Source organism: Hyphomonas sp. TMED31, assembly GCF_002172815.1.
Taxonomy (GTDB): Bacteria; Pseudomonadota; Alphaproteobacteria; order Caulobacterales; family Hyphomonadaceae; genus Hyphomonas; species Hyphomonas atlantica.
The window spans coordinates 1-24,856 of the sequence record NZ_NHCK01000068.1 but is presented as its reverse complement, the minus strand read 5'-3'; the positions used below and the strand labels follow the sequence as shown (position 1 = coordinate 24,856).

General features: G+C 59.2%; 25 protein-coding genes. 7 read left to right on the top strand and 18 right to left on the bottom strand.

The window, feature by feature from the left end:
• From CBB91_RS10610 to CBB91_RS10580, 7 genes are all read right to left on the bottom strand, one after another.
• Positions 1–1,244, bottom strand: a 1,244-nt coding sequence (locus tag CBB91_RS10610; RefSeq protein ID WP_273014024.1) for an adenylosuccinate synthase, incomplete at its 3' end; no start/stop codon positions are given.
• A gap of 846 nt (positions 1,245–2,090) precedes the next feature.
• On the bottom strand, positions 2,091–3,590 hold the full coding sequence (locus CBB91_RS10605) for an alpha/beta hydrolase (protein WP_345906802.1): 1,500 nt from the start codon (positions 3,588–3,590) through the stop codon (positions 2,091–2,093).
• 132 nt (positions 3,591–3,722) lie between these two features.
• Entirely contained in the window at positions 3,723–5,192 is a 1,470-nt protein-coding gene (locus CBB91_RS10600; protein WP_273014023.1) for an NAD(P)/FAD-dependent oxidoreductase, read from the bottom strand.
• Between the two features lie 81 nt (positions 5,193–5,273).
• Entirely contained in the window at positions 5,274–5,855 is a 582-nt protein-coding gene (locus CBB91_RS10595; RefSeq protein ID WP_273014022.1) for an acyloxyacyl hydrolase, read from the bottom strand.
• A gap of 64 nt (positions 5,856–5,919) precedes the next feature.
• Positions 5,920–6,507: a flavodoxin family protein gene (locus CBB91_RS10590; RefSeq protein WP_273014021.1), complete on the bottom strand. Its 588-nt coding sequence runs from the start codon at positions 6,505–6,507 to the stop codon at positions 5,920–5,922.
• Positions 6,508–6,621: 114 nt separating this feature from the next.
• Complete coding sequence (gene serA / locus CBB91_RS10585; RefSeq protein ID WP_273014020.1) at positions 6,622–8,217, bottom strand: phosphoglycerate dehydrogenase; 1,596 nt, start codon at positions 8,215–8,217, stop codon at positions 6,622–6,624.
• A 95-nt stretch (positions 8,218–8,312) separates the two neighbouring features.
• Positions 8,313–9,476 carry a phosphoserine transaminase gene (locus CBB91_RS10580; RefSeq protein ID WP_273014019.1) on the bottom strand — a complete coding sequence of 388 codons (1,164 nt, stop codon included), beginning with the start codon at positions 9,474–9,476 and terminating at the stop codon, positions 8,313–8,315.
• Between the two features lie 90 nt (positions 9,477–9,566).
• Between CBB91_RS10580 and CBB91_RS10575 the strand changes: the two genes are divergently transcribed.
• Positions 9,567–10,448, top strand: a complete 882-nt coding sequence (locus tag CBB91_RS10575) for a TauD/TfdA family dioxygenase (RefSeq protein WP_273014018.1) — start codon at positions 9,567–9,569, stop codon at positions 10,446–10,448.
• On the opposite strand, the gene CBB91_RS10570 is transcribed toward CBB91_RS10575, so the two are convergent.
• Positions 10,445–11,098 (bottom strand): lysoplasmalogenase, encoded by a 654-nt coding sequence (locus tag CBB91_RS10570; RefSeq protein WP_273014017.1) that lies wholly within the window; start codon positions 11,096–11,098, stop codon positions 10,445–10,447. The genes CBB91_RS10575 and CBB91_RS10570 overlap by 4 nt on opposite strands.
• Positions 11,099–11,102: 4 nt before the next feature.
• Entirely contained in the window at positions 11,103–11,504 is a 402-nt protein-coding gene (locus CBB91_RS10565; protein WP_273014016.1) for a YkvA family protein, read from the bottom strand.
• 65 nt (positions 11,505–11,569) lie between these two features.
• On the opposite strand from CBB91_RS10565, the gene CBB91_RS10560 reads away from it, so the two are divergent.
• The gene (locus CBB91_RS10560; RefSeq protein WP_273014015.1) at positions 11,570–12,349 is read left to right on the top strand and encodes an SDR family NAD(P)-dependent oxidoreductase; all 780 of its coding nucleotides are present in this window, start codon (positions 11,570–11,572) and stop codon (positions 12,347–12,349) included.
• A 112-nt stretch (positions 12,350–12,461) separates the two neighbouring features.
• Here CBB91_RS10560 and CBB91_RS10555 read toward each other — a convergent pair whose 3' ends face one another.
• Together CBB91_RS10555 and CBB91_RS10550 are read right to left on the bottom strand one after the other, a co-directional pair.
• Positions 12,462–13,223, bottom strand: coding sequence for a vWA domain-containing protein (locus CBB91_RS10555; protein ID WP_273014014.1), 762 nt, complete (start codon positions 13,221–13,223; stop codon positions 12,462–12,464).
• A gap of 197 nt (positions 13,224–13,420) precedes the next feature.
• Positions 13,421–14,314 (bottom strand): acyl-CoA desaturase, encoded by an 894-nt coding sequence (locus tag CBB91_RS10550; RefSeq protein ID WP_273014013.1) that lies wholly within the window; start codon positions 14,312–14,314, stop codon positions 13,421–13,423.
• Between the two features lie 1,684 nt (positions 14,315–15,998).
• Here CBB91_RS10550 and CBB91_RS10545 point away from each other — a divergent pair.
• Positions 15,999–16,556 carry an acyl-CoA thioesterase gene (locus CBB91_RS10545; RefSeq protein ID WP_051602827.1) on the top strand — a complete coding sequence of 186 codons (558 nt, stop codon included), beginning with the start codon at positions 15,999–16,001 and terminating at the stop codon, positions 16,554–16,556.
• Here the strand turns inward: CBB91_RS10545 and cdd are convergent.
• Positions 16,553–16,960, bottom strand: a complete 408-nt coding sequence (gene cdd, locus CBB91_RS10540) for a cytidine deaminase (RefSeq protein ID WP_272983660.1) — start codon at positions 16,958–16,960, stop codon at positions 16,553–16,555. The two genes, CBB91_RS10545 and cdd, sit on opposite strands and share 4 nt — an antisense overlap.
• Before the next feature lie 85 nt (positions 16,961–17,045).
• Between cdd and CBB91_RS10535 the strand changes: the two genes are divergently transcribed.
• From CBB91_RS10535 to CBB91_RS10525, 3 genes are all read left to right on the top strand, one after another.
• Positions 17,046–17,969, top strand: coding sequence for a nucleoside hydrolase (locus tag CBB91_RS10535; protein WP_273014012.1), 924 nt, complete (start codon positions 17,046–17,048; stop codon positions 17,967–17,969).
• Positions 17,966–18,802: a ribokinase gene (locus CBB91_RS10530; protein WP_273014011.1), complete on the top strand. Its 837-nt coding sequence runs from the start codon at positions 17,966–17,968 to the stop codon at positions 18,800–18,802. The genes CBB91_RS10535 and CBB91_RS10530 overlap by 4 nt, the downstream gene beginning before the upstream one ends.
• A gap of 88 nt (positions 18,803–18,890) precedes the next feature.
• Entirely contained in the window at positions 18,891–19,694 is an 804-nt protein-coding gene (locus CBB91_RS10525) for a S1/P1 nuclease (protein WP_273014010.1), read from the top strand.
• A 2-nt stretch (positions 19,695–19,696) separates the two neighbouring features.
• Here CBB91_RS10525 and rpoN read toward each other — a convergent pair whose 3' ends face one another.
• The 6 genes from rpoN to CBB91_RS10495 form a co-directional block, all read right to left on the bottom strand.
• Positions 19,697–21,187 carry an RNA polymerase factor sigma-54 gene (rpoN, locus tag CBB91_RS10520; RefSeq protein WP_273014009.1) on the bottom strand — a complete coding sequence of 497 codons (1,491 nt, stop codon included), beginning with the start codon at positions 21,185–21,187 and terminating at the stop codon, positions 19,697–19,699.
• Between the two features lie 20 nt (positions 21,188–21,207).
• On the bottom strand, positions 21,208–21,942 hold the full coding sequence (gene lptB, locus CBB91_RS10515; protein WP_035554283.1) for an LPS export ABC transporter ATP-binding protein: 735 nt from the start codon (positions 21,940–21,942) through the stop codon (positions 21,208–21,210).
• 98 nt (positions 21,943–22,040) lie between these two features.
• Positions 22,041–22,556: an LptA/OstA family protein gene (locus CBB91_RS10510; protein ID WP_273014008.1), complete on the bottom strand. Its 516-nt coding sequence runs from the start codon at positions 22,554–22,556 to the stop codon at positions 22,041–22,043.
• On the bottom strand, positions 22,549–23,232 hold the full coding sequence (locus tag CBB91_RS10505) for a hypothetical protein (protein WP_273014007.1): 684 nt from the start codon (positions 23,230–23,232) through the stop codon (positions 22,549–22,551). The genes CBB91_RS10510 and CBB91_RS10505 overlap by 8 nt, the downstream gene beginning before the upstream one ends.
• An 88-nt stretch (positions 23,233–23,320) precedes the next feature.
• Entirely contained in the window at positions 23,321–23,935 is a 615-nt protein-coding gene (locus CBB91_RS10500) for a ribonuclease H-like domain-containing protein (RefSeq protein ID WP_273014006.1), read from the bottom strand.
• Between the two features lie 55 nt (positions 23,936–23,990).
• On the bottom strand, positions 23,991–24,449 hold the full coding sequence (locus CBB91_RS10495) for a YaiI/YqxD family protein (protein WP_273014005.1): 459 nt from the start codon (positions 24,447–24,449) through the stop codon (positions 23,991–23,993).
• Positions 24,450–24,545: 96 nt separating this feature from the next.
• Between CBB91_RS10495 and CBB91_RS10490 the strand changes: the two genes are divergently transcribed.
• A partial coding sequence (locus CBB91_RS10490; protein WP_273014004.1) for a nitronate monooxygenase occupies positions 24,546–24,856 on the top strand: 311 nt, incomplete at its 3' end.

The window sequence follows — 24,856 nt, the reverse complement described above, 5'->3', positions numbered from 1 at the left end:
GAGGTGGAGACGAGGGCGCAGGGCTTTCCGACAAGTTCTTCCAGACGGCGAACATATTTGACGGCTTCGGCCGGCAGATCGGCCCAGGAGCGTGCGCCCTTAGTCGAATCCTTCCAGCCGGGCATGGTTTCATAGATCGGTTCGACAGCGGCCTGGTCGGTGAGGCCAGCAGGATAGTAATCGATTTCCTTGCCGTTCAGCTTGTAGGCGACGCAGACCTTGATCTCGTCAAACCCGTCCAGCACGTCCAGCTTGGTCAGGGCGAGGCCGTTGACGCCGGAGGTGGCGCAGGCCTGACGGACCATGACGCTGTCAAACCAGCCGCAACGACGCGCACGGCCCGTGTTCACGCCAACTTCGCGGCCGATCGTGCCGAGNCGTTCGCCAATCTCATTGTCTTGTTCTGTGGGGAAGGGGCCCGCGCCGACGCGGGTGGTGTAGGCCTTTGCGAGGCCGAGAACGTAGGAGATTGCGCCGGGGCCGACGCCCGATCCGGCAGATGCGTTTCCGGCGACCACGTTTGAAGAGGTCACAAAGGGATAGGTGCCGTGGTCAACGTCCAGCATCACGCCTTGAGCGCCTTCGAACAGGATTCGCTTTCCAGCGCGGACTTCCTCATCCAGCAGCTTCCAGACCGGCTGTGCGTAGGACAGGATCTTGTCAGCAATTTTCAGCAATTCAGCCTTCAGCGCCGGGCCGTCTGGCTCTGGCAGGCCAACACCGGCGCGCAGTGGGCGGTGGTGGGCGAGCAGGCGCTCGATCTTCAGGTCCAGTGCGGCCGGATCTGCCANATCTGCGACGCGAATGGCGCGGCGGCCNACGCGGTCTTCATAGGCCGGGCCGATGCCGCGCTTTGTCGTGCCGATCTGGCCAGCGCCGAGCGCGCCTTCACGGGCAGCGTCGATGTCCTTGTGCCAGGGCAGGATAAGGGAGGCATTATCAGACAGGATCAGGGTTTCCGGCGTCACATCAACGCCTTGCGCGCGGATGCCGTCGATCTCTTCCAGCATGTGCCACGGATCAACCACGACGCCATTGCCAATGACNGAGAGNTTGCCGCCGCGCACGAGGCCGGAGGGCAGCAGCGCCAGCTTGAACGTCTTGCCGTCAATAACCAGCGTGTGGCCGGCATTGTGGCCGCCCTGAAAGCGCACCACGACATCGGCGCGGCTGGATAGCCAATCGACGATTTTGCCCTTGCCTTCGTCGCCCCACTGGGCCCCGACAACCACTACTCCGGCCATGATTCCTGCTCCTGAAAGTCCGCCGGGACTTGGGCAGGATTTGAGCGGCAATTGCAAGGGGAAGAGTGAAATACCTTTGTCGCAGGCGGGAGCGGATTCTCCTGTGACCGGAGACGCGGNGTGCGTTCCGGCAGGGTGGGCGCATTGTCGGCTGGCTCAGCCGGAATCAGTCCAGGCCGACANNAGCCTTGCGTTCAGCAGACCGGGAAGGGCGGTCGAGAGTGCGCCAAGCTCGGCGTTGAGGCGAAACGCATTCGGCGCAGGACCCGCCACCGGGCTGGGGCGGCCCTTTGCCTTGAGGCGCTGGAAGCTGCGGGCGAGACGTTTGGCGGCAGCTTCAGGAGATTTCAGGAGGCGATGAAGCGCCCGGACGCGGGCGAGCAATCTGGCCGTGGAGACCGGGCCGGCACGCGCACAACCATTGCGTGCAATTTCTGGAAACGGNTCTGATAGGTTGAGNTGTTGTGAGGCTGGCNGGAGGGTGAGATGATACTCCACCGCGCCGGGAAATANGACTATCTCCACGCCGTCCGGCAAATCTGGCGAGGGCGCGCGTTGTTTCGGCGGTGCAAAGACAACATGCAGGCCGAGCGCCATCATGGCGATCAATCGTCGGACAATTTGCTCGATCAGTTTCAACCGGCCATTGGCCCGGGCGCGCCGCGTGCGCGGCATGTGTACGGGCCGCAAATGCAGATTGTCCCGCGCGATCACATCGAGCAGCGCGTGCTCTNCCAGNCCAAGCCCCATGGCGATGAAGGAGGAATCCTTGCTCATGCCACCAAGTGTGGAAGCAGGACGTCTCAGACGGATAAGGCGCGGAACTGCGTGCTGGGATCTGCCCGGTTATGCGATGCCTGAAAGGCCTGCTTCGGCGAGTTCCAGCTGCATGAACTCCCGCCATCTGGCGCCGACCCGCAACATGTCCGCCGTCTTTGCATGGAGGATTGCGGGCGAGAGGTCGAGCGGGGTGTCGCGCTGGGCCGCTACGCGATGATCCCAGAAGGGATGGAAGATTGCCATGTCGCGGCACGTGGACCATGCCCTGATCAGGTGCGTACCATCATCCTGCGGTGCCAGGTCCGGCAGGTCTTCATGATGGGCTGGCGGTACGGCGGCGGTCGCTGTGTTTCCGGAGATTTTGCCAGCGATGGCGCCGCCGAGGCCACGGCCAGTGAAGNCGGCATGGTCGANCCCNGCAGATTTCAGGCCGAGCTGAATGTAGGTGGCGAGCGTGTCCAGGCTGATCGTTCCACCTTCAGGCAGATCGAATGAGCCGCCATGATGGGGCAGGTCAATCACCCANACCGGGCGGTCCTTTGCCAGCNCCGCGGCCTGNCCCAGCATTTGCNCGCCGGATTGCCCCGCAGCATGCAGCAGGACCAGGGGCGNCTGACTGCCACCGCCAAGGCGGTAGGCGTGAAGCTGGCCGAAATNCGTNCACAGATAGGTTCGGCGGAGATCTGTCGACGGGTCAGGTTTGACCAGCGAACCTGCGTTTGTAGACGGAAGGGCCTGCGTCGCGATTTGTTGTTTCAGGGCGTCTGCCTGAACACCGTAGCGCGCATCGAGACCAGCGCCAGCATAATGGACGGTGATGCATTCAGGCAGGCCCATGTTTATGAGGTCGTCCGCAATGTTTTTTACCGGGCTTCCTTCCCAGCGGGTCATGATGGAGGGGACATTCAGCCCATCAAGATGCGCTCGTTTCTCGGAGTGGAGCGCAGCCTTGTAGGCTTTGGCGTAATCTTTCCCCGCGAGCAGGTATCGCAGGAATATCGCATGCGTCATGTCAGCCGGCGCAAGGTCCAGCCCCAGGCGTTCGGCCGGATCATCCGAGTTCCACGGGAAAGAGAAGAACAATTGGCGACACATGTCCCAATAGGTCAGCAGGTGGCCGCCATCCCGGCGCGGCGTAACATCCGCGAAATAGCCATTGTCGATCAGGCGCGTCGCCATTTCATCGGAGATGTGGCCGTTGGAATCCAGCATCACGAATCTGGCGCGATCCGGATAGAGCTTGCCGAGTTCTGCCGCGAACTGCGCACCCGTGGCAGCGCCGTAGACAAAGTATCGGTCAAAGCCGAGTGCCGTCATCGCGTCATTGAGCACGATNGCGTAGTCGGAAACTGTGGNCGTTTCCAGCGCGACCGCATCCGACCAGCCATAGCCGGGCGTATCCATCGCGATACAGGTGCAAAGCGGGGAGAAGGCGTTGAGGGCGGCGCCCATCGCCCCGGAATGCTGCGGCGAAGGGTGCAGGACGAGCAAGGGCGGGCCGGAGCCTTCGGCGCGGAAGTGAATCTGGCGCCCATTGGGCAGGGTTACATATCCACAATTCGCCATNCACNCGTCTCCGATCTCGCTCGAANTCATATTGTTATATGAATATATCAATTGAGCAGGAATGGCGACACGGAATTTTGGCGGGCTTTATGTACGGCGATGCCCGTGATTGGGGCCCAGTGACCGGGGCCCTTATGGCACCAGCTCATAATCCTCCAGCTTCACCTCCGCGACGGCGTCGGCGTAGGCGCGGGTGTGGCCGCTCCAGTTCTGGGTGATCTTGCCGGTGCCGGTCTTGTACCAGCTGTTGCAGGCCGGGTCGGCCCAGACCGTCTTGCCGAGCTTTTCCTGAAGGTCAGCATTGTAGGCGGCCTGTGCGGCTTCGGTCGGCACAAGCGCGGCGGCGCCTTTTTCGTCGAGCGCCTGCAGCGCCTTGAGCGTGTATTCCACCTGACGCTCCAGCATGAAGGTGATGGAGTTGTGGCCGAGATTGGTGTTTGGGCCGTAGAGGACAAAGAAGTTCGGGAAGCCCGTCACGGTGATGCCGAGATAGGCTTCGGGGCCGTCTTCCCAAGCGTCGGTGATCGACTGGCCATCGCGGCCGATGACATCGACCGACCAGCGCCAGCCTGTGGTCTCGAATCCGGTGGCGAACGCCAGCACGTCGTATTCGTGGGTCTTTCCGTCCACGGTTTTGATGCCGTCCGGCACGATCTCTGCGATGTGATCCGTGATCAGGTCGACATTCGACTGCATCAGTGTGGTGAAGTAGTCGTCCGAGATCAGGATGCGGCGGCAGCCGACGGGATAATCCGGCGTCAGTTTCTTGCGCATCTCTTCATCCGGCACTTGCTCGTGCAAATGATCCGTGGCGAGGCGCGTAAAGTGCGCCCGGCCTTCCGGTGTCCATTCAAAGGCCTGCCAGAAGAAATAGTCCGCATTCTCATAGATCAGCTTGCGGTTCATTTCTGCGAATTCCATCGCCTTGTCCGGAATGGTGAACATCAGCGCCATCTCCTCTGGCGAGATGAAGCGGTCATTGCGTGGGATGACCCAGTTGGGCGAGCGCTGGAANACNCCGACNTTGGCGCAGGTNTTNGCGACTTCGGGNATGATCTGCACNGCGCTGGCGGCNGAGCCNANAATGCCGATCCGCTTGNCNTCNAGTTCAACCGAATGNTCCCATTCGGCAGAATGCATNANNGNNCCNTTGAANCTGTCCTTGCCGGGAATNTCCGGCCAGAAGGGGCGGTTCAACTGGCCCAGCGCGCCGATCACCGCGTCAGCGGTCAGCGTTTCACCCTTGGAGGTGGTGATGGTCCACATCTTCGTCGCTTCATCCCAGACAGCCTTTTCTGCGGCCTCGTTCAGGCGGAGGTTCGGGCGCAGCTGGTAGCGGTCCGTGATCTCTTCGGCATAGGCCTGGATTTCAGGCTGTTGNGGATACACGCGGGTCCAGTTCATCGACTGGGCGAATGACAGCTGGTAGGCCGCCACGGGCACATCGCAGGCGCAGCCCGGATAGGTGTTTTGCGCCCAGGTGCCGCCGACACGGCCCGCCTGTTCCAGTATTGTGAAGTCGTAGCCGGCTTCCTGCAGCTTGATGGCGGCGGTCAGCCCGCCAAGGCCAGCGCCGANAATGACAATGTGCTTGTCCGGCATGCGTGTTTCCTCCCATTATTTTTATGGGAGGAAGAGTGTCACGACGCCTGCGTTTCACAAGGGGTTCCGCAGCGGGAGGGCTTAATTCCCGAATGCGTAGGTGGCGCGCAGCCCGATATTGTCGATGCCCTGATTGCGGCCATTGCCGAGGATCTGACCGTGGCTGAGGTGCTCGTAGAGCAGCTCCGCCCCCCAGGTCTCGTTGATCTCGTAATGAAGGCCGAATGTCGTGCGGAACAANTCNCGCGAGCCGAANAGGACGTGTTCNTCGGTGAACGCGTCGCCGCGCGGGTCGCCTTGAGGGAAGGGGCTGGCCAGTTCGCCATCATGGATGACATAGCCGACGCTCGGCTCGAAGGCCCATTTGTCGGCAAAATCGAACGACCAGTGCAGGCCGAACCCGCCGAAGCTCGTGTCACCCTGCGTGTTCAGGCTGCCCATCACATAGGGCTTCGGGCTCCAGATCAGGTCGAGAAAGTCAGGAGAGGCGAAGAGGAGCTCGGCGCTGATGTTCTGGCCGGGCTCCTTGTTCGCATTGTCGCAATCGAGGATGCAGATATTCTCCTGCATGACGCCGAAACGCGCTTCACTGAGAATGTCGGCGCTAGCNNCNCCTGNAGCAAGAATGGACGAGCAAAGCAGGAGCGAGACGGCGCGTTTCATATGTTAACCCTATGTAATTTTCCCCAATGAAGGGAGCGAACGCCGCGCCGTCAACTCCGTTCCGTCAGGCTGCGCCGCGAACCCAGCGCAGGGTGGCATTTGCGACACGCTCGCCAAACAGCTCGGCTGTCTTCAGGTCTGAGGCGTCGGGGCCTTCCTCAGCGGACAGGTCAGTCATCGCCTGGGTAGCAAGGCCATTATAGAAGCCGGCACGGTTCAGGGCGCCGGCGAAGTCGTGTCCGGAGGCGTTGAATCCTGATTTCAAACCGAAATTCACCCAGACCATGCCATGCTGGGCGGCGATGGTGGAGAATTGGTTCAGCGTGCTGGATTTGTCACCTGCGAGCGAACCGGAATTGGTGAAACCAGCAGCAATCTTGTCTTTCCAGGCGTCGGTGAACCATGCCTTGGAAGTGGCATCGAGGAATTGTTTCATCTGGGCAGAGGCCGAGCCCATATAGGTCGGCGCACCGAAAATGATGCCATCTGCGGCGTTCAGCTCATTCCAGGGGCCTGATTCGGGGGAGGCGAGATCTTCGGCTTTGTAGAGCGTGACCTCCGCACCGGTGCTGGCAGCGCCTTTCCGGACGTGTTCGGCGACCTTGGCTGTATGGCCGTAGCCTGAATGANAAACGATGGCGATCTTGGCCATTTGAGAACTCCTTTGCGTGTTGAAAGGAGCAGATAGGGCGGGCCGATCCGCCGATCAGCCCGCCCTTGAAGCATAGTATCTATGCGCTGCGCGTATGAAACGCGCCGCTCTGGCTTAGAATGTCAGCGCTTTCGCATAACGAACTTGCGGCAGCGCATCGAGCTTCTCGATCATGTCGGTTGGCGGAACAGCGTCTACTCCGACGAGCGCGATCGCTTCTTCTCCAGCAGCTGTGCGGCCGAGATGGAAAGTGGCGATGTTGATGTTGGCTTCGCCCAGCATCTGGCCCAGCGCACCGATGAAGCCCGGCGTGTCCAGATTGTTGATGTAGAGCATGACCGGCGAGAAGTCGCCTTCCAGCGCCATGCCCTTCACTTCGACGATGCGCGGCTGTCCGGCGATGATCGTGCCGGCCAGTGTCCGCCAGCCGCCTTCGGGGGCGTTCTTGGTCGCTTTGGTTTTCACCTTGATGCGGATCAGGCTGTCATAGACCGGGCTGTCCTCAGTCTTCGTTTCGGTCAGCTTGACGCCGCTATCGGCCAGTATGGCCGGGGCGGAGACCATGTTCACATCGCCGCGGGAGGCACGCAGCAGACCTGCGAGCAGGGCGGCCGTCAGCGGCTTGCGGTTCAGGTCAGCCACTTCGCCTTCATACTCGATGACGACTTCGTCATAGCCGAAGTCAGAGATCTGACCGGCGAAGCTGCCAATTTTTTCGGCCAGCGTTGCGAACGGCTTGATACGCGGGGCTTCTTCAGCGGTGATGGACGGCATGTTCAGCGCATTCGTGACCGCGCCGGAAAGCAGATAGTCGGCCATTTGCTCCGCCACCTGAAGGGCGACGTTTTCCTGTGCTTCAGTCGTCGCCGCGCCAAGGTGCGGCGTAGCGATGAAGTTTGGCGTGCCAAACAGGGCGTGCTCTTTCGCCGGTTCCTCGGCGAATACGTCGAAGGCTGCAGCAGAGATATGGCCGCTTTCCAGCAAATCTTTCACCGCGAGCTCGTCGACCAGGCCGCCCCGGGCACAATTGACGAGGATGACGCCCTTCTTGGTTTTCTCAAGCGCCTCTCGGGACAGGACATTGCGGGTTTGATCTGTAAGCGGAACGTGCAGCGTGATGACATCTGCGCGGGCGAGCAATTCTTCAAGCTCGACCTTTTCAACGCCCAGTTCAACGGCGCGCTCTTCCGTCAGGAACGGGTCATATGCGGCCACTTTCATCTTCAGGCCAATGGCGCGCTCGGCAACGCGGCTGCCGATATTGCCGCAACCGATCAGACCAAGTGTCTTGTAGGAAACTTCCGTTCCCATGAAGTCTTTCTTCGGCCATTCGCCAGCTTGTGTGCGGGCATTGGCGGCCGGGATCTGGCGGGCTGCAGCAAACATCATGGCGATGGCGTGTTCTGCCGTCGTGATGGCGTTGCCGAATGGCGTGTTCATGACCACCACGCCTTTGGCGGTGGCGGCTTTGATGTCGATATTGTCGACACCAATTCCGGCGCGGCCAATGACTTTCAGATTGTCAGCGGCGGCAATGACGTCTGCATCCGGTTTACAGGCAGAACGAACGGCAAGGCCGTCATATTGTGGAATGATCTCGATCAGCTCTTCTTTTGAAAGGCCAACCTTGATGTCGGTTTCGATTCCGCGCGCCTTGAAAATATCGACGGCGGCGGGGCTGAGTTTGTCAGCGATCAGGACTTTGGTCATGTGTCTGTCTCTTCATGAGCATTGAGGGCTGCGTCCCCCATCCTCAGCAGGGCCGAGGATGAGAGAGGGCAGGAAAAGCAAGTCTGGACGTGGCCTTACAGTGCCGCGACTTCTTGAGCGAAGGCCCAGTCGAGCCACGGTGTCAGCTTGGCGACGTCGGATGGCTCAACAGAGCCGCCACACCAGATGCGCAGTCCCGGAGGGGCCTTGGCGTAACCGGCAGCGTCATAGCATGCGTTCTCAGCTTCGAGCCGTTTCATCATCGCCTTGACGAAGGCACGCTGGCCCGCTTCGTCCAGACCGGCAACGCGCGAATCCGTGATTGTCAGTGTAACGCCTGTGTTCGAACGAAGATCCGCATCCGGACAGAGGAAATCGATCCAGTCGGTTTTCGCGACCCAGTCCGTCAGATGGGCAAGGCTCTCATCGGAGCGAGCCTTCATGCCCGTCCAGCCACCAAGGCTCTCGCACCAGTCGAGCGCCTGAAGATAGTCTTCCACGCATAGCATGGAGGGCGTGTTGATTGTTGCGCCCTGAAACAGGTCTTCGTTCAGCTTTCCGCCCTTGGTCATGCGGAAGATTTTCGGCAGCGGGCGGTCTGGCGTGTAGGTTTCCAGACGGCGGACGGCGTTCGGTGACAGGATCAACATCCCGTGAGCTGCTTCACCGCCCAGGCATTTCTGCCAGGAATAGGTGATGACATCGAGCTTTTCCCATTCGATGTCCTGTGCAAAGGCAGCAGAGGTCGCGTCGCATATCACGACACGGTCCGGGTTTGGCTTGATCCAGTCGGCATTGCGCACGCGCACGCCGGACGTGGTGCCGTTCCATGTGAAGATGATGTCGGCATCGTCGCGTGCCTTTTCGAAAGGCGGCAACTCGCCGTAATCGCCGATATAGGTGTTGCAGTCAGCAAGCTTCAATTGCTTGGTCGCGTCGGTAACCCAGTCCTGGCCAAAGCTTTCCCAGGCGAACACGTCCACAGGCTTTGCGCCCAGCATGGACCACATGCACATCTCGACCGCGCCCGTATCGGACGCCGGCACGATGGCCACGCGATAATCATCCGGAATGCCCAGAATGCTTTTCGTGCGATCGATCGCGGCTTTCAGCTTCTTCTTCGCATCGGCAGAGCGGTGCGAACGGCCCAAGGCGGCGGTTTCAAGATTTTGAAGGGAAAATCCGGGGCGCTTTGCGGTCGGTCCGGAAGAAAAATGCGGGCATGCTGGCAGCACGCCGGGTTTGGCGACATCGGTCATCTGTTTTACTCCTATCCTCACAGATAGGCTGAGCGCCGTTGGGGGCGCCTGGCCCGCCGCGTCTGTCTCACATTTCCTTGGCGGGCGCAAATGACAATATTGCGTCGTGTGCAGGTCGGTGGTTCAGTAGAGCGCATGACCCTGACCATTCAGCCATTGTCGGGCACTCTCGGCGCCGAAATCTTCGGGGCAGACCTTCTCAGCGGCCTGTCGAATGCCGAGTTCGATGAGATCCATCAGGCGTTTCTCGATCACAAGGTGATCGTTTTGCGCGGCCAGAACGGGCTGACGCCGGACCAGCAGAAGGATTTCGCGCGGCGGTTCGGCACGCTGAATATACACCCGTATGTGAAGGGCATGGACGGCCATCCGGAGCTGCTGGAAATCATCAAGGAACCGGACGAGAAAACCAATTTCGGCGGCGGCTGGCATTCCGACATGAGCTTTCTGGAGGAGCCTGCCCTTGGCTCTGTGCTGCACGCCATCGAAGTGCCGCCCTATGGTGGGGACACGCTGTTTGCTGACCAACAGGCCGCCTACGACCGCCTGTCTGACGGGTTGAAGAAGACGCTGGAGGGCATGACGGCCATCCATACGGCCAGCAAGGAATANGGCGCNGATGGCTATTCGGCGGCGGTGCGCCAGTCGATGGACGCGAAATCNGCGCCNGATGCGCCGGAATTCGAACATCCNGTGATCCGCACCCATCCGCAAACTGGCCGCAAGGGGCTGTTCGTCAATCCGGCCTTCACGCTGCGTTTTGCTGGCTGGAGCCGGAAAGAGAGCCGCCCTNTGCTGACCTATCTGTTCGACCTGTCGCGCGAGGAGCGCAATACNTGCCGCGTGCGCTGGCAGGCGGGCGATNTGACCATGTGGGANAATCGCTGTGTCTGGCACTACGCGCTGAATGATTATCACGGCCATCGTCGGCATATGCGCCGCGCCACGGTCAATGGCGATCGGCCCCGCTAGGCGAGGTTGCGGAGCACGCCCCAGGCGATCAGCGCCTGACCCCCATAATAGAGAAACCAGAGCGCGATAGAGGGCAGGGCGCGTTTCGGTGCATCTGCTGGCCTGACAAACAATTGAAACGACAGGATCACATCTGACGCGATGAACATGAGCGCGCCCAGAAGCACGGGAAGATAGGTGGGGTCTAGCCGGAGTGCCGCTGCGCCCATCATCAGGATGATCGCGCCGTATCCGATCACCGGNAAGCGCATGTCTTTCGTNACCCACGGCGCGAGCCAGCGGATAAAGACGACGCCGCAGGCGATGAGGCCAATCTGTGCGGCNAGGATCAAGAGCGTCCGATCTGCNTGTGGCAGGGCCCAGAACAGCGCAATATAGGCNACATGCGCCGCGAAGAATGCGGCCATGCCGGGCAGCAGGAATTTGTCGTTCTCATCAGCCTCAAGGAAGAAATCGCCAAGAGNGCTCANAGCCAGCCCAGCCACCAGCAGGACCGGGCCGCCNAGCAAATATGCCCANAGCGCGAGCAGGGCGGTGGAGCCGGTTTTCACAATCAGTTTGAGCAGGCTGTGCGGACGCCAGCAGAATGCGACGCCGTACAGGACGCCGAGAGCGATCGATGCGAGCAGGACGCCGGTTGAGAGTGTCACTGGATCAGTCTTCGCGNCTGACTGGTTCGGGCATGCGCAGCAGGCGGCGCGCCATTCCGCGATGCACGTCCTTCACATGCATGCCCACAATGCCGAGCGCTGTGGCGAGCACGGTTGCGTCGTCCGTAAAGCCAAGCCCGGCCAGGAAATCCGGCATCAGATCGATTGGCATCACGAAATAGGCCGCCGCCGCAAACAGAACGCCTTTTGCCTTGAGTGGCGTGTCNGGATCGCGCGCNGCGAAATAGGCTGCCGCTAGGTCATCCGCAAACGGTATCTTTCCGGCGACTNTCAGCANTTTCGGNACGAGGCCTTTCGCGCCGCGCTCCATACGCTCCACCGATTGCGGCGTGAACCNGCCATNGGCGTCCTGCACCATGTTTATTATTTCCGCTGCGTCAGACATTGCGAACTCCTGTCAGCACTATAGACCAGTAGTGTATCAACAAAAACAAGGGAGGGCAGCAGCCCATGGAACTGAACTCTAACATCTCTGCAGTCATCACCGGCGGTGCGTCTGGTCTCGGCGCAGCGACAGCCCGCAAACTGGCCGCACAAGGCGTCAAAGTTGCCCTGTTCGACCTGAACGAAGAAAAAGGTGAAGCTCTCGCCAGCGAGCTTGGCGGCGTTTTCTGCAAAGTGAACGTCACCGATGAGGCGTCTGTTGATGCCGGCTTTGAAAAGGCTCGCGCGGCAAACGGCCAGGAGCGTATCCTTGTGAACTGCGCGGGCACCGGCAACGCGATCAAGACCGCCAGCCGCAACAAGGAAACCGGCGAGATCAAGCATTTCCCGCTCGATAAGTTTGACNTGATTATCCAGATCAATCTGGTNGGTACCTTCCGTTGCATCGCCAAATCTGCCGCTGGCATGATGACACTGGACCCGATCGAAGGTGAGCGCGGCGCGATTGTGAACACCGCATCTGTCGCGGCTGAAGACGGACAGATGGGNCAGGCTGCNTACTCTGCCTCCAAGGGCGGCGNGGTTGGCATGACNCTGCCGATNGCACGTGACCTGTCGCGTGAACTGATCCGTGTGAACACGATCCTGCCGGGCATCTTCGACACGCCGCTCATGCAGGGCGCACCGGACAATGTGAAACAGGCGCTGGCCGCTTCCGTGCCGAACCCGGCCCGTCTTGGTAATCCGGACGAGTATGCCTCGCTCGCCTGCGAAATGATCAAGAACGGCTACTTCAACGGTGAAGACGTCCGNCTCGACGGCGCGATCCGCATGTCGCCGCGCTGATCGGCCAAAGCCTTTCAGGAACGCTTCAAGGCCCGCTCCCGAAAAGGGGCGGGCCTTTTTAATGGAAGCGGGCCGCGAGGAAGACAGGGAGCCCGGCTCCCGGTCGTCCCCGTTACTGTCCCTTGCGTTGTTTCACGCCTTCCTCATCAGCAATCGCACGATCTTCTTCNTCGAAGATGATTTCNGCTTCTTCTCCCTTGCCATAGGCCCGCGACTTCTTCGCGAGCGCAGACATGGACTCTCTCATCGAGCCCTGTCCNACGGCCATGGTCTTGGATGCAGATACGCCGACGGCCTCTGCATCATCGAACCGGGCGAATTCTGCGCCCAGGAAAACGACTTCCCAACCCTTGGCCTCGGCGCGATCNAGCGCAGCTTTTGCNCCATCCTTGGTCAGTTCACGGGAAGAATTCTCAAGGCCATCGGTCATGATNACGATCACGGCCTTTTCAGGATTGTCTGCCTCGGCNCGGGAGACGATGCGTCCGATGGCATCGAACAGGGGGGTCATGCCGCGTGGATTGGCTTCGTCGTTTGTGACGTTAGTCCAGTTTTCTGCCGTCACCTTGTCGCGCAGCACGTCAAACTGCATGCCATCCTGATAGTCGAATATGGCGAGCGTGACATCTGTCTTGATGTCATCGCCTTCGATCTCTCCCTCGTCGGCTTCGCCAACGCTGGCGGCGTAGGCGTTTACAGAAGTGAGCGCTTCATCCCAGATGCTGCTCATGGAGCCGGTTCGGTCCAGCAGGATGTAGGAATGCACCGCCCCCGGATCATCTTCGGGTTCCGGTGCGGGTATCTTGGCGGAAGCCTGTCCCATCAAGGAGATGGCGGCTGCGCCAGCGGCGAGCGTGGTGATGAGCTTTTTCATGCGTGCGTCCCTTCCCAGTAATCAACGATCTGGCCACCCGGCCTGATGTAGATCAATGTCTGGGCGAAATCAGGCACACATGTGGCATTAACGCGTTGTTAGGAAGGTAATCGGGTGCGAATGATGGTCCGCACCCGGTTAATATGACTGACTGTTCATTTTCAGCAGCCAGCGTCTCCCGATGTTGANAGGATTGATCAGGCGAATTGTGGCGCGATCTTCAGATTTCGCACCCAGCCGATCTTTTCCATNGCGAGCAGGATGGTGCCGTTATAATCGACAATCCGGTTCCACAGGCCGCGGCGCGGGCGGTGCAGCGCACTGACCGGCTGGTCGTGGTGATGATCGTGGAAGGCTTCCCCGCCGGTGAGCAACCCGATGACGTGATCAGCCCAGAGCGGAGTCTTCAGGTGGCCGAGCACATTGATGCCATAAACGGTGGCGTGGAACTGAATGGCGCGACCGATCACGACCGAGGCNTGGATCAGCGCGGTCAGCAGGAGCGAGCCACCGGCGGCCCATACGACGAGATAGATCGCCGCCGGGATGACGAGGTGCACCACCAGGCTGATCTCATTATAGAAGCGGTCCATCCAGACGACGGCTGGCTGGTTCTTCAACCACATGGCCAGCGGGCGCTGTGTGTCCTTCTTGTCGCGCCACAGGATCCAGCCAACCCACGCCCAGCGCTTGGACTCGAAGGGGTTGTGCGGGTCGCCCGGCTTGTCTGAGAAGCGGTGATGCTGCGAGTGATAATTCACCCAATCCTTCACATTGCCCTGCATGGCGATCACGAGATTGATCATGGTGACAATCTGGCCCGGCATGGCCAGTTCGCCGGCCCGGTGCTGCAGGATGCGGTGAAGCGGCCCGATGCCAGCATTACAGACAAAGATNGACGCGCCGATTACGGCAACGGCCAANGGAATGTACCACCAATGGAAGGTCAGCTGNGTCAGGGCGAGGCCCAGCACGATCATGGTGATGAACAGGGCCAGGCCAAGCGCGGGATAACCGAAGGCCGAGAAAAAGCTCGCATAATTGAAATTTTTCCATGTCTTTGGAATGGCGAGCGAGCGGGGCAGCGTCATTGAGTTCCTCCAGTGAACCCGCCTGAGGCGGGCCGTGTTTTATAGAAGTGTCCGGCAATGCGGATTGCNAAAGACTTAAGGTCACGGGGCCACCCTCGTAAAGGTGTAACAACATCGCTGGCGCAAACGTTATCGATACGTGTGGTGTGGGGGTGACGAACCGGCCTCGGATTGGCTAGAACACGTGGGGAACATGTGCCGGGAACCTGTAGGAGGCGCTGCATGGCGGACGATCGTCGCCAATTTGACTTGCAACGGCTCCGGGAACTCGGGCTCGATCTTGATTCCAGTCANGATGAGGCAGAGGTAAAAAGCACATGCCGCCTGACGCANGATTGCATCGAGGCAGGAGACAACAGCCTGACTCTTAACCANGTCAGTGAGCAATTCAGTTGCAGCAATTGTGGCGCGTCGGGTTCGTTCCGGGAATTGGTTCGCGCGCTTGAGACGGGAGAGCCTGCTTCTTCGCCCGTGGTTCGGGACATTGTNGATACAGATTATTCTGTCGCCCCTATCCGCGCCACCCGCGCAGTCGTGAAGACCGAGCCNAGAGTGGTNCATTTGGGGGAGGGGCAGCGTGTCCGATCACAGGGCGAGATACGGCGAGAGGCCAAAGCGGCGCGCAAGACAGCGCGGCAAGGGCGCCACACCGGCGAGAAGATCATCATCACTTTACTGGCGCTTGTGTTTCTTGGCGCTGGTCTGGCTGCGGCTGGGCTGTCGGGCTTTGCGAACTACCAGGCCTTTTCCAGTTCAGTCGCCGACCCATTGCAGTCTGGCGTCTGGGGCTGGACCGGTGTGATTGCCGCGGTCATTTCCTTTGGCGGATTTACCTTCTTCTATTGGCACTCTGCCAATGGCCGGATGAAGGAAGGCATTCGTGCCCTTCTGTTCGCCCTGGCGGGGGGCGGCACGTCTATCGTCGGCACGCAAATGTATATTGCTGCCAATAATCGCGCAGCCGAAGCCGAATTGGTACAGGCTGGATCAAATCGGGACGTGCTGGAAATGCAGATCACCGATTGGCGGCGACAATTGGAGGGGATTCCCCCTGAGACGCGCTCGGTTGAGGGGCTGGAGGCATATCTGGCGGAAGTTGAACGCGTGGGGCGTACGCATCAGAAACCCTATCGTGATGCGCAGAACGAACTTGGCCTTGCCCGTCGCCGCGATGACCTGCAGGCGCGGATTGATGCAGCCAATGCAGAATTGCTTGGCACAGGCAGCGGCGACATCCTTGTTCAGGCCCAAACGCGCACTTCCATTCCGGGCTGGTTCTTCGCATTGATGCTGGAGCTTTTTTCCAGTCAGGGCACGTCAATCGGGCTGGTTGCCCTGCTGATACTGTACGGGCGCAACCACGTTAACGCGGCAGCTGATAGCGTTAACTCATAATCGCAACAAAAATTCGAACGATTTTGGATCTGATGCATAGAGTCGGTGAAGCAACGCTCTGGTGCTTCTCCATCTGAACTAAGTCGGCACAGAATGTGCCGGCTTTTTTCGTGCTTCCTGCAATATTTACTACAATTCTGGCCCGCGTCTTGCGGATGCTCTCCTGTCCAGCTGAATGACTGACAAGCGGCGGAGTATTCCGGAGGGATACTGTCACCGCGCGACCAGCCATCGACGCTGAAAGAGTCTGGTTACCTTATGCTCCATAATGCGGGCAGAGAGTTGTTGTATGAATCTGTTCTTCCGGTTCCTCCGCATATTCCTACCGGCGTTCTTCACGAAGAAGCGCACTGGGCTGATGGATGTGCACACGATCCGGTCTTCGGTCTGGATCGGGGACCAGGATCCGCTCGGTCACATGACCAATTCGCGCTATTCGTCTTTCACTGATCTTGGCACAATGAACTATATGGGCCGGACCGGTGCGCTGATGACGTATCGAAAGCGAGGCTGGAGCCCGATCGTCCAGCATGAATCCATCACATTCTATCGAATGATGAAGTTTCCGCAGAAATTCGAACTGACAACGCAACTCGTCGGGTGGGAGGATTGCTATATCTGCTTCCGTCACCGGTTTCACAGCAAGGGAAAGCTGATTGCGGAAAGTCGCATGGTGGCGCGCCTTGTCGGTCGGCGGCGACAAAAAGTGACAACGGATATGGCGCTGGAGGCGATGGGGCTGGACCTGACGAGCCCGCCGCTCAGCCAGCGTTATCTTGATGCGATTGCAGATTTGCAGGCCAAAGACCGCGAGCGGGACGCAGAACAAGCTTCCAAGCAGGACTAACGGTCAAATTCGAACGCATGTGGCAGAAGGTCTGCCATCTTCCATTCCTTGAGTATGGCTCCGTCGGCCGATACCGCGGATACGACACAATCAGATGTGCACAATTCAGCGATACGCTGACGACAGCCGCCGCATGGTGACAGATCACCATCTCCGCCAACGATCAGCACATGCGAACAGGTCTTTCCACCAGCTGCGATCATCGCACCCAGCGCCACCGCCTCGGCGCAGGTGCCGAGCGGATAGGCAGCATTCTCCATGTTGCATCCCGCAAAAATCCGTCCCTGATCATCCAGTACGGCTGCACCGACCTTGAACCGGGAATAAGGCGCATGCGCGTTCTCGCGTGCCGCAATAGCCGCCGATTTCATTCTGTCTTTCAGGGGGATTTGAGCGTCAGTCACGGAACAATCCTCTGGCCAAGGGCAGGCTTCATGCTTAGGCATTGTCGTCTGTTTTGTCACTCGATAGCCTGTGTTGCGGAGCCTGATGTCCACTCTTCCCCTGATAATTGACTGCGATCCCGGCGTGGATGATGCCGTCATGTTGATGATGGCGCTGGCCAGCCCTGCGCTGGATGTGCGGGCCATCACAACGGTCGCTGGTAATGTTCCGCTGCATCTGACCAGCCGGAATGCACGGATGATGTGCGATCTGATGGGACGCGAGGACGTACCTGTCTTTGCCGGATGCCCGAGGCCCATACTGCGACTGCCTGTAACGGCTGAGGATTTTCACGGCGAGAGCGGCATAGCGGGTCTCGACCCATTCGAACCGGAAACCCCTCTTGGTTCGTCTCATGCCGTCAACGCCCTGATCAGCACTCTTCGGGCGGCCGGGCCGAATGAAATTTCGATCATCATCACCGGGCCGATGACCAATGTGGCGACAGCGCTGGTCATGGCGCCTGACATCGCGCACCATATCCGGCAATTGGTGATCATGGGCGGTGCAGACAGTGAGGGCGGCAACATCACGCCCTTTGCGGAGTTCAACGTCTTTGCCGATCCGCATGCGGCGGAAATCGTACTGAGTAGCGGTGTGCCCGCGATACTGCTTCCTCTGGATGCTACCCATCAGGTGCGCGCGCATGATCAGTATGTAGATCGCCTGCGGGACATACCAGGCGAACGACCAAAGATCATGGTGCGTCTTCTGGAAGCGGCGAACGTTCTGGAAGAGAAGTGGAAGGGTAAGCGCACGCCGATGCATGATCCGTCTACAATTGGCTTTATGCTGGCCCCCGAACTTTTCAGTGGCTATCGCGCCAAGGTTTCGGTCGAGACCGAAGTGGGGGAGCAGTTTGGTCAGACACTGCCTCGGAAGATGGAGTCGGGGCCGCACACCTGGATCAGCCACGCGGATGCGGATGGCTTCTTTGACCTTCTCGTCAGTTTGATGGAGCGTGTATGATAACCGTCGTCGGATCGATCAATCTTGACATCGTTGCGACCGGCTCCGCGCTGCCTCGACCGGGAGAAACGGTGACCGGCGCAAAGCTCGCCCGCCATCCCGGCGGGAAAGGCGCAAACCAGGCTTTGGCCGCGCGCCGCCTCGGCGCGAATGTGCAGCTTGTCGGCGCAGTCGGCGCAGATGATATGGCCGATGAAGCTTTGAAACTCCTGCAGTCAGGCGGAGTAGACCTGTCCAACGTTCAGCACGTGAATGGTGAGACGACAGGTGTGGCTTTGATTGCGGTGTCTCGCGATGGCGAAAACCAGATTGTTGTTTGCCCCGGTGCAAATGATGTGCTTCGTCCGGACGATGTCGCGCAAATACCCATCGAACATATGATGGGTGTGCTGGAGGTTCGCGCGGAAACTCTGCTCGCAGCAGCTCGAAGGGCGACAGGCTTTGTTAGCCTGAACCTTGCGCCTGCCATGCACGTGCCGGACGCTTTACTCGCGGAGGCTGACCTGATCAGCGTGAACGAAACCGAAGCTGCGTTCTACGGCGATGCCTTGCACAAGCTTGATGCCTATATCGCGATCTCACTTGGCGGAGATGGCGCGGCTCTCTGGCGTGGTGGGCAGGAAATCGCGCGAGTTGCGGCGCCAAAAGTGACGGTCGTCGATACNGTCGGGGCAGGGGACACGTTTACCGCTGCGTTGACGGTTGCAATGATTGAAGGAAAATCTCCNGAAGCCGCGCTTGCTTTTGCGGTGGCGGCTGGCGCGGTGGCATGTACCCGNCCNGGAGCCCAGCCAAGCCTACCNAAGCGCGCAGAGCTTCAGCCCTATCTCTGAAGAGATAGAAGGCATGGCGCGTCACGTGGTTGACGTATCTCGGCGCTAGGGCTTTCTGGTGTCCTGTTTCCGATCTGGAGGTATTCCCATGTTTCGNACAATCGCGCTCGCNTGTTCTCTCGCCGCATTGGCTCTGCCGGCGTCGGCGTGGGGNAAAACCGGTCATCGGATTGTGGGTGAAGTTGCCACGGAATACCTTAGCGAGCCGGCCGCGCAGGCTGTTGAGGATATTCTGGGACCGGAGGGGCTCGCCGAGGCTTCTGACTGGGCGGATTACATGCGCTCCAATCCAGACGCTTTCTGGCGATCTGAAGCTAATCCCTGGCACTATGTGACGATACCCGAGGGGATGCGCTATACAGAGACGACCCCGCCAGAGGCTGGGGATGCGATTACGGCGCTCACCAAATTCCGGGCGATCGCGATGGATGAGGGTGNAAGTCTGGAAGACCGTCAACTCGCGCTGCGCTTCATTGTGCACCTTGTCGGTGATTTGCAGCAGCCTCTTCATGCTGGAAATGGCAAGGACCGNGGCGGCAACTGGGTCGACGTCGTCTTCTTTGAAGAGATGTCCAATCTCCATGAAGTCTGGGATGAGAAGTTGATCCAGTATGAAGAATTGTCTTATTCGGAATGGGCGAATTGGCTGATCCAGAAGATCACACCGGCAGATCTCGGTGAATGGGGGAAAGCGACCCCTGCGCAATGGGCCGATGAAAGCGCTGCTATTCGCGACACGATTTATCCGGAGTCGGAAATCCTGTCTTATGACTACGCTTATATGGCGCGGCCGATCCTCAACGAGCAGATGAGCAAAGGCGGNGTGCGCTTGGCGGCCTATCTGAATGNGATGTTCGATCCTGCGCCGACTGANGCATCAGGCACAAACTAGGGTCAGGCGCTGGCGCGCAGGATGCGGCGGCGTTGGACACTGGATGGAATGTTGAGGCTTTCGCGATACTTTGCGACCGTCCGGCGGGCAATATCGACACCATAGCCCGTCAGGATTTCGACGATCTGATCATCCGAGAGCACATTGTCGGGTGTTTCATTATCGATCAGGGTCTTGATCCGGTGACGGACAGCCTCAGCGGAGTGCGCTTCACCTCCGCCTGTTGCCGGGATTGCTGCTGAGAAAAAGTATTTCAATTCAAACAGACCGCGCGGTGTGGACATGTATTTGTTCGTGGTCACGCGGCTGACGGTCGATTCATGCATTTCNATGGCATCNGCGACTTGCTTCAAGTTCAGCGGGCGCAAATGTGCGACACCGTGTGCAAAGAAGGCGTCCTGCTGGCGTACGATTTCGCTGGCCACTTTCAGAATGGTCCGGGCNCGCTGGTCCAGAGACTTGATCAACCANGTGGCNGACGCGGCGCATTCGGAGATAAATTCCTTCTCCTTCTCGCGCATCGGCAGAGCCGTGACTTCGGCATAATATGCCTTGTCCATCAGGACACGGGGCAGNTTNTCNGAATTCAGTTCGACCGCGAACATCCCATTCGGCAGTTCCCGGACGAAGACGTCTGGTGTCACAGCAACGGAGGCATCGCTGGCAAAGCTGGAGCCTGGCTTGGGTGACAATTGGCGCAGCTCGCTCATCATGTCGAGCAGGTCTTCCTTGTCGACACCACAGATATCGGCAAGGCCTTTCAGATCGTGCTTCGCAACCAGTTGAAGGTTTTGAACCATCGCTTCCATGGCGGGGTCGTAACGGCCGAGCTCTTTCAGCTGCAGGCCGAGACATTCCGGAATGGAGCGGGCCATCACACCAGTCGGGTCAAAGCCCTGGCAGACCGACAGCACAGCTTCGACATTGGCCGTGTCGGCACCAAGTGCGACAGCGACTTCCTCGATATCTGCGCGCAGGTAACCCGTGTCGTCGGTTTCGTCGATCAGGCGCGACGCAATCAGGCGGTCTGCCGCCGACAGGGGCGCGAGATTCAGCTGGGTATGAAGATGTTCGTGCAGGGAAACGTCTGAGCTCAGATTGGCTGTATAGTCGAAGTCTTCGCTGGAGCCGCCGCCACCAACGCCAGACCAGTCTGCCTTGGCAGATGGCCCGCTGGAGCCAGCGGGCGTCGCAGTGTCTGAGCCCGTGCCGGGTTCATAGACATCCTCGCCCGGCGCATCCAATTGATCTCGCGCAGCACCGAGACCAGAAGATTCATCGAGCGACAATTGTTCCCGGTTGTCTGATTGCGCGCGTTCGGAATCGCCGGACGAATCCTCCTCACCCTTGTTCAGAAGCGGGTTGCGCTCAATCTCGGCTTCAACGAACTCGGTAAGTTCCTGATTGGAAAGTTGCAGCAGCTTGATCGCCTGCTGGAGTTGCGGCGTCATTACCAGGGACTGGCCCTGGCGCATGTCGAGTGACTGTTTCATTCCTAAGCCCGCGCCTTTCCTCAAGCGGCGAACTGTTCACCCAGATAGACCCGTCTGACCTCTTCATTCGTGAGCACGTCTTGCGGCGTACCGTCGAAGAGGACTTCACCTTCATACATAACATAGGCCTTGTCGACGATCTGTAGCGTTTCGCGCACCTGGTGGTCCGTGATCAGGACCCCGAGGCCGCGTTGCTTCAGGTAGCGGACAAGTTCGGAAATGTCGGAAATGGCGAGTGGGTCGATACCGGTGAACGGTTCATCCAGTAGCATGAAGCTCGGACGAGAGGCGAGTGCACGGGCGATCTCTACGCGACGACGTTCGCCCCCGGAGAGGGAGGTCGCCGCCTGGCCACGTAGATGTTCCACATGCAATTCGCTGAGCAGGCTATCGACTTGTGCCATTCGTTTCGCGCGGTCCTTTTCGACAAGTTCCGCAACGGCCATGACGTTTTCTTCCACGGTCATGCCCCTGAAAATGGAGGCTTCCTGTGGAAGATAGCCCACGCCGAGGCGTGCGCGCTGGTACATGGGCAGGCGGGTCACGTCTTCGCCGTCAATCGAAATTGATCCCGAATCCGCGCCGATGAGGCCCATAATCATGTAAAAGCAGGTCGTTTTGCCGGCCCCATTGGGTCCAAGCAGGCCGACAATTTCACCCCGTTGAAGGCTTAGAGATACGTCCCGCACAACCTGTCGCTTGCCAAAAGACTTGGCAATATTGCTTACGACAAGGCCTTCGGCCGGATCCGCCATCTCTGTTCACTTCCCTCAATCTACTGGTGTTTGCCAACCCGGAGGATGGCTTATCCCGACATACTTAAGATCGGCTTCACGCTTGCGCTAAAATTTGTTCAGTTCGCCGTTTGATTGTCGGGCTCAAGGACCATTCGCGTGCGTCCGTCGCCGCCATCCAGCGTGGTGCGCCGATTGCCGATTTCCACCCGCAGCACTGCGCCTTCGGCAACGTCACGCTCACGCATCAGGGCCACATTACCGGTCATCGTGATGACGTCACTGGCCGCATCATAGACGCCGCGGTCGCCTTTCGCTTTCATGTCTGCCGTGATGTAGAAGACGTTACCTTCCGCGATCATGGTCTGAACCTGACCAAAACCGCCGCCAACTGTTGATGACTGCGTTGCACCGGCAGGTCGCTCAGCGAAAATCATCGTAACCGTGTCAGCTCTCAGGCGGGCATCGCCCTGCTGGATATCGACATTGCCAATCAGCAATACCTTGCGTTCCAGTTCCAGGCTCTCTGTGCGCTCGGAATTGATATAGATCGGGCCGCCTTCGGACGAGATCTGCGCGAAAGCCGGCATGGCAAACGCAATCAGAGCCGTCAGCGTTACAAGAAGCTTATTCATCAGAGCCATCGGCCTCACCTTCAGTCGTCTCAGGTTCCGACGGTTCTTCGGTCGTCGGATAGAGCACCGTTTTCACATTGCCTTTACAGATGACGCGGTTGCCATCTTCCAGAACTTCATACGAGTCACAGCTGATATCGCCAAGGGGCCCTCTGCCTTGCAGGGGAGAAAGCCCTTCAATTCGCCCCTCGTTTACGAAGACGCGCGCCCCTGAAGTCATGAAGGTGAAGCCGTTCGAGTCGAGAATGCGAACATCCTCATACAATTCGAGAATCCCGGCATCGCGATCATACATACCGGACGGAGCGCGGATTTCACTGCCGGTCTCGTCATGCATTACAGGATTGACCAGATCGACGAGCATTTCCGTCGCTTGGCGACGCCTTGCAGCGTCTGCGACGATCTGGAAACTCTGCCCTACGGAGTCACGGCCGGAAAAGCGCGGGTTCACCATGGTAACGGCTTGGCCTTGGGAAACCTGAACGGGCGTCGCATCCTTCGCAATCGCGCTGCGCACAATGTAACCGAGAAACAGGCCGATCGCGACAGCTGCACACGTGGAAAAGCCGAGCCGCAACAGGCGAACGCCCTGAGATCGTTTCCGCGCCTGGGCAAGCGTCAGCTGGCGCCGGGGCGCCCATAATGATGCCGGGTCGTGATGCTTGACGGCGTCCATGAAAACTAAATGGCCTGCTGGAATGAGTGGGTAAAACGTTTAGCGGCCCAACCTTGGAAACAAAAGCGGCGAAGGCATGACGGTTTCGTTAGCTGTGTGCGAAGATGTCCACATCGTCCCAACCAGACAGGTCCAGCGTCGCGCGAATTGGCAGGAACGCAAAGCAGGCTTCCGCCAGCTCCAGTCGCCCCTCGCGCTTCAGCATCGCTTCAAGGCCGTCCTTGATCTTGTGCAGGTAGAGAACGTCAGACGCGGCGTACTGCAACTGGGCGTCTGTCAGCTCGGCTGAGCCCCAGTCAGAGCTCTGCTGTGCCTTGGACATGTCCGCCCCGGCGATTTCGCGGGCGACATCTTTCAAGCCGTGGCGATCTGTGTAGGTGCGCGCCAGCTTGGAAGCGATCTTGGTGCACCAGATCGGCGCGCAATCAATGCCCATCCAGCGCTTCATCATTGCAACGTCAAACCGGGCAAAATGGAACAGTTTCAAAACGTTCGGGTCTGTCAGAACCTGTTTCAGGTTCGGGCAGTCATAATCCCGGTCGAGCTGGACGAGATGAGCTGTGCCGTCACCGGAGGAGAGTTGCACGAGTGTGAGATTGTCGCGAAGCAGGTTGAGGCCCATCGCCTCTGTGTCGACTGCCACAACCGGGCCAAAGTCGAGACCAGCGGGCAGGTCGCCCTTGTGAAGTGTAATGCCGTTCATGGCGAGGCTGTAGCACTTCAGGCGTTAAGGGCAAGTGTCTCGCGACCCCGCCTGGTCAGTCCCGTGTTTTCTTCAGGGCCACCACGGCGGCGTCCAGCGCATTCAGGAAGCGTGAACGGTCTGCTTTGGAGAAAGGCGCCGGGCCCCTCTGGATGCCATCCCCGAGACCAGCGCGCAAATCGGCATGAATGGCACGCACAGCGACGGCGCTACCGATTGAGGCGTTGGTAAATGCCTTGCCATTGGGCGCAAGTACGCGTGCACCGGCTTTCAGAGCCCGGTCAGCCAGCAGGATGTCTGCCGTGATGACGATGGTGCCGGGTCCTGCGGCTTCGGCGATCCAGTCGTCTGCTGCGTCGAATCCGTCTGAAACGATCTTGCGGCTGATCAGGCGGTGCTCCGGAATGCGAATATAGGAATTGGCGACGATCAGGACCGGCATTTCATGCCGAAGGGCAACCTTGTAGGTTTCTTCCTTCACGGGGCAGGCGTCGGCATCGACAAGAATTTGCAAGAGTCTCGCTCTCCGAAGTGTGATCGCTGACGCAAGGCAAGGTCTTGCGAGCCTCGCGTTTCCTGCGTCTTGTAGCGGCAAAATGGAGGAAGTCATATGGCAGCTGCACCCGTAAAAACCCGCATCACCGACATGCTGGGTATCGAGAAACCAATTATTCAGGCTGCAATGGGCTGGATCGCCCGCGCACCGCTTTCCTCGGCGTTTTCGAATGCCGGCGGCATGGGCATTATCGAGACCTCGTCTGGAGAACTGGACGTGATCCGCGACGAAATTCTCAAGATGAAAGATCTGACCGACAAGCCATTCGGCGTAAACGTCGCGCAAGCCTTTGTGCGCGACCCGAATATTGTCGATTTCATCATCGATCAGGGGATTAAGTTCGTCACAACGTCTGCGGGCGACCC